We start from the raw sequence: 5031 nt of genomic DNA, 5'->3' as shown, positions 1-5031 counted from the left end.
TGGGATGATCGAAGACACGGCCTGTCTCACCCTCCCGCCGCCGCAGGAATGTCATGTCGAAAGGGGCGTTGTGGGCGATCAGCACCGCACCTTCGGCGAAGTGGTGGAACAGGGGCAGCGCCTCGGCCACGCCCGGCGCTCCGGCCACCATCGCGTCGGAAATGCCGTGAACTGCGGTTGCCTTCAGTGGGATCGTCCGGCCGGGATCGACCAGCATGTCAAAGACCTCACCCGGAACCCGGCGGCCATTGACCAGCCGCAGCCCGGCGATCTGCACGATCTCGTCCCCCTCTTCCGGTAAAAGCCCCGTCGTCTCGGTGTCAAAGACGACATAGGTCAACCGGTCGAGCGGCATGTCGGCCAGTTCCGCCGGGGGCGGCTTCAGCAGCAGGTCGAAATCATAGACAACGTGCCGCGCGATGGGGGCGACTGTCCCGCTTGCGCGGCGCGCCTCGCGGATCGGCAGGCGGATCGCTGCCCTTCCGCCATGCCCTTCGGGCCAGCAATCGGTCGCATGCGTCGCCAGAACCGAGTGGCCTGTCACCTCGCCCGCCGCAGGGTCGATTGCGCCGGCAAGCCAGTTTTCCAACACCCCGACCGCCAGAATGTCACCCGGCCAGGCAAGGGTGATCATCGCGCCCGCGCCGTCCTCTTCGACCTTCAGCGACACATCCGCCACCCCAAGACGCCCGGCAAGACCCGCGAGCAGCGCCACGATCTCGAACCCGTCGCAGCGCAGGATCAGGTCGGCGACCTCGGTCCTGACCGACAGGCCTGCCGCCTCGGCCCGCGCCCGGAACCCATCGAGAAGGTCTGCCGCGCGGGTCCGGGGCAAAGCACTCCAGCTGCCGCGCGCGGTGTCGTAGCGGGCGGCAAGGTCGTTGACCGACCCGGCCAGCGTGCCCACTTCCTCGATCAGCGCAGCATTCAGCGCCGCCTTGTCCCCGGCCTCCGCCATCACCCCGATCACGGTCTGAAGATTAGCAGCAGGGCGGCGGATTCGATCGAAGATATCCTCCAGCAACCGGTCGCGGCCCGCATGGGCGGCCAGATCGCCAGTCACATCGCGCAGCGTCAGCACATAGCCCGGTGACCCGCCCCGATCGAGCAGCCGCATCCGGCCGGACAGCACCTTTGCCCCGTCCCATGTGGCGACCATGAGGTCGGCCACCACCTCAGCATCCCCGGCAGCAACCAGCCGGTCATAGGCGTGCAAAAGCGGCGCTTCGCGCAGATAGTCAAAGACCTTGCGATCAAGACCCGATGCAGTCCCCAGAATGTCGATGGCAGGCATGTTGTAGAAGACCAACTGATGTGCATCTGAACAAAGAAGCACCCCCGCCGGAACATCGGACAACAGCGCCTCAAGCCGCGCCTTTTCAGCGCTGAGCCGCCCGGTCTCACGCGCCACCGCATCGGCCAATGCATTGCGGGTATCGGCCAGCGCATCGGTCAGCGCCGTCGCCGCCGGGCCGAGATCACCAAGATAGCGGCCGGGGGCCGCGTCGAACGTGCCAGCCTTGGCAGCATGCGCCTGCGCCCGCATCCCTGCCGCCAACCGATCGAGCGCGCGGCCGACATTCTCATCGAAGAGAAACCAGATGCCCGCGACCAGACCGAGAATGGCGAATCCGGCAACAGCACCTGCCGTCACGAAGGCTGAAAGGGCAGCGGGATCGCCAAGCTGGCGATAGCCGAACCAGAGCCCCGCCACCACCGCCGCCACTCCGCCCACGGCCATCGCCGCGAAAAAGAGGAGCAGCCGCTGGCGCAGGCTCAGGCGGTCACGCATCGCCCCCCGCCCCTTCGGCACCGGGCTCCAGAAGTTTGCGAACTTCGTCGCGTAACTCTTTCAACTCAAATGGTTTTGCGATGAACCCATCAGCCCCGAGCGCGAGCCCCTTGCGGCGTTCCATCGCCGACCCACGCGCCGTCATCATCAGGATCTTCACATCCTTCAGTTTCGGGTCCATCCGGACATTCTGGCAGATCTCATAGCCCGACACTTCGGGCAGCATCACGTCGAGAAGCACCAGATCGGGCGCGGTGTCGCGGATCTTTGGCAGGGCCTCGGCTCCGTTGGCGATGCGGTCATGGGCATACCCTTCGCGCGTCAGAACGTAGTCGAGCGCAAGCGCGATATTGTCCTCATCCTCGACGATCAGAACCCGATGGCGTTTTCCCTTATCCATTCGCCCCTCCCTCGCATGCGGCCCGGAAGGCGGCATCCTCCCGGTCGATCTTCAGCCAGTTGGCGCTGGCCAGGTCCCCGGCCGTGGCCCCTTCGGTGCGGGCATCTGCCCGCCGCCCGCCCGGGCAATCGAACACCACGGTCACGGCAAGGCTGGGTTTCCAGCGTTCCAGCAGATGGATCCGCGCAAGACGGTAGTCAGGCCCGGGATCGGCGGGCAGAGCCGCCTCGGGCCCGCGATCCAGCATCGCCATCCGGGTCGTCACGGGGGCCAGGAAGGTCCAGGGCCGCCAGGCCTGGCTTTGTTCGTTGCGGAACGTCACCACCGCCGTTTCGGGATAAAGCGCCGCATAGCGGTCGGCCCAGCTGTATTCATTCCAGATCGTGAAGCCCAGCATCGCCACCCCGACGGCCGCGGGCATCACCCATTTCGGCACCCGCCGCCCGGACATGTGATTGCCCAGAAAAAGCACACCGCCGACGGCGAGCCCGATGGCTATCATGGAGATGAAGTCGATCAGCATCGTGTATCCTTCAATTCAGGGCCCCCTTGCCGTGACCGACCGCCGATTGCATCGTCCGGACCACGACAAAGGCATCGCGCAGGTGGCTGCGCTCAAAATCGGAAAGCTCGGCGGGGGCAAGGAAGTTGTCGGGCTTTTCGCCCGCCTTCACCCGTGCTGCCTGATGACCCAGCCGGGTTTCGGCAATGAGGTCATAGGCCTCGATCAGATCGCGCCCGCCTGAGGGGGAGATGACGCCCGCCTCAATCGCCGCTTCCAGCCGCGCCCGGGTGTTGACCGCCGAAAGCCGCCCCTGCAACGCATAGACGCGGGCAAGGTCGGTGACCGGCACGACGCCCGAATGTTTCATGTCGATCTGGTTGCGGTGCTCTCCCGAACGGATCGTGGCAAAGCCGCGGATGAGCCCGAGGGGCGGCGCGTGCTTCAGCGAATTGCCGATCATGTGGGCGGTGAAGATCGAGTTCTTCGACGCCGCCGCCAGCGTCCCGGCCTGCAGGTCGCCGAAAAGATGCGCCGCGCCGCCGATCGGGCGCAGGTCGAACATCACGCTGGCCAGCATCTGCGCCTCGGGGTTGGACGTCGCGATCCAGCCGCGGAAATAGTCGCGCCAGACCCGGACCGGCTGACACCAGCGGGGGTTTGTCGCCATCATGTCGCCGGGGCAATAGACATAGCCGCCTGTGTTAAGCCCGTCCGTGACGTATTTCGCCAACTGCGCGAAATAGCCCATGTCGCCTTCGGTCACCGCATCATCAAGCATCAGGCAGTTGTCCTGATCGCTGACGCCGGTCTGTTCCTGCCGCCCCTGACTGCCACAGGCAAGCCAGAGATAGGGCACGGGCGGCGCGCCCAGTTCGGCCTCGGCCAAAGCCAGCAGCCGCCGCGTCACCGCATCGGCGATATCGGTGATCAGCCGCGTTGTCACTTCATGCGCGTTGTGGCCGCCGACAAGCTGGCGCAGAAGGCCGGGGATGCGCGCGGTCGTTTCGGCCATTTCGGCGGCACTTGCCGCCAGTGCGATGTCGCGGATCAGGACGGCGGAACTGACCGCCTGATGGCGGGTCAGGTCGGTCTGGGTGATCATGCCGATCAGCCTGCCACCCTCGGTCACCGGCACATGGCCGATCCGGCGCTCCAGCATCAGATGCAGGATATCGGTGCCAAGCGCCTGCGGCGGCAGACTGGAGGGATCGGCGGTCATGACCGCAGATACCGGAGTATCGGCCCCGCGCCCCTCTGCCAGAACGCGGTGCGACAGATCGCGGGTGGTGACGATGCCCAGAAGTGTGCCGTCCGGGTCGGTGACGCCAAGGCTCGACACATGCGCGTCCCGCATCTGGCGGGCGGCTGCGGCGACGGTGGTATCAGGGGCGCAGGTGACGGGGTCCCGCGCCATCAGATCACCAACCCGACGGGTGGCCAGATCGCTGCCCCGCGGCTCTGCCCCTCTGCCCCGGCTGAAGAATTTGGCGAAGGCCGGAACCTCGGACACCAGCCGCCGGAACGCCTCGACCGGCAGGACAAGAAGCCGCGCGGTTCCGGTCGTCCGCGCGGTTGTGGCTGCCCGCCCGTCGCGCATCAGCCCGCGTTCGCCGAACGAATTGCGCGGGCCGAGGAGCGAGACCAGAGCCCCGTTCGCATCAAGGATTTCGACCCCGCCCTTCTCGATCAGGAAAAGGCCCGGCAGCACTTCGCCCTGGGCATAAATCTCTGCGCCTTGCGGCAGTTCCCTGCGGCCGAAGGAACCGGCGACCCGCGCCAGTTCGTCCTGCGGCAGAGCATCATAGGGATGAACCGTCTCAAGAAAGGTCTGAACGGTCCCGGATATGTCGTTCACGCAAACCTCCCCCAAGCGGAATGGCGCGCCCCCTAAGGGACGCGCCTTTGTCAGATCAGGCTCAGTGCCCGGTGGCAGCGCCCGCCCCTTTCGGGATGCGGATCGATTCCACCAGTTCCTGAATGTCTTCCGGCGTGTCTTCCGTCGCGTTCGACACGACATAGGCGACGATGAAGTTGATGATCGCGCCAACCGCCCCGAAGGATGTGGACTTGATCGACAACAAGAGCGGATCGCTGTCGCTGAACGAGTTGGTTTCCGGAATGAAGAACCAGCCCTTGTGCAGGAAGATATAGACCAGCGTCACGATCAGACCGGTCAACATCCCCGCCACGGCACCCTTGTTGTTGATGCGCTTGGAGAAGATGCCCATCATCAGGGCCGGGAAGATCGAACAGGCCGCCAGACCGAAGGCCAAGGCCACCGTCTGCGCCGCAAATCCCGGAGGGTTGAGGCCCAGATAGGTTGCAACCGCAATC

General features: G+C 65.7%; 5 protein-coding genes. All 5 read right to left on the bottom strand.

What is annotated here, in order from left to right:
* Positions 1 to 1792 (bottom strand): exonuclease domain-containing protein (locus WBB85_RS04285; protein WP_432637391.1); only part of this gene is annotated, 1792 nt, incomplete at its 3' end.
* Positions 1785 to 2192, bottom strand: coding sequence for a response regulator transcription factor (locus WBB85_RS04280; RefSeq protein ID WP_432637390.1), 408 nt, complete (start codon positions 2190 to 2192; stop codon positions 1785 to 1787). The genes WBB85_RS04285 and WBB85_RS04280, both read right to left, overlap by 8 nt.
* Positions 2185 to 2715, bottom strand: coding sequence for a hypothetical protein (locus WBB85_RS04275; protein ID WP_432637389.1), 531 nt, complete (start codon positions 2713 to 2715; stop codon positions 2185 to 2187). Before WBB85_RS04275 ends, WBB85_RS04280 begins: the two co-directional genes overlap by 8 nt.
* Before the next feature lie 10 nt (positions 2716 to 2725).
* Positions 2726 to 4552, bottom strand: a complete 1827-nt coding sequence (locus WBB85_RS04270; RefSeq protein ID WP_432637388.1) for a putative nucleotidyltransferase substrate binding domain-containing protein — start codon at positions 4550 to 4552, stop codon at positions 2726 to 2728.
* 61 nt (positions 4553 to 4613) lie between these two features.
* On the bottom strand, positions 4614 to 5031 hold a 418-nt coding region (locus tag WBB85_RS04265), incomplete at its 5' end, for a sodium:solute symporter family transporter (RefSeq protein ID WP_432637387.1).

The organism is Albidovulum sp., assembly GCF_049646345.1.
In the GTDB taxonomy this organism is placed as follows: Bacteria; Pseudomonadota; Alphaproteobacteria; order Rhodobacterales; family Rhodobacteraceae; genus Albidovulum.
The sequence above is the reverse complement of the archived record's forward strand: the minus strand, read 5'-3'. Positions and strand labels throughout refer to the sequence as shown.

Excerpts from the sequence above, each read along its gene's own strand:
- WBB85_RS04280 (WP_432637390.1), bottom strand. The coding sequence starts at position 2,192 with ATGGATAAGGGAAAACGCCATCGGGTTCTGATCGTCGAGGATGAGGAC.
- WBB85_RS04275 (WP_432637389.1), bottom strand. The coding sequence starts at position 2,715 with ATGCTGATCGACTTCATCTCCATGATAGCCATCGGGCTCGCCGTCGGC.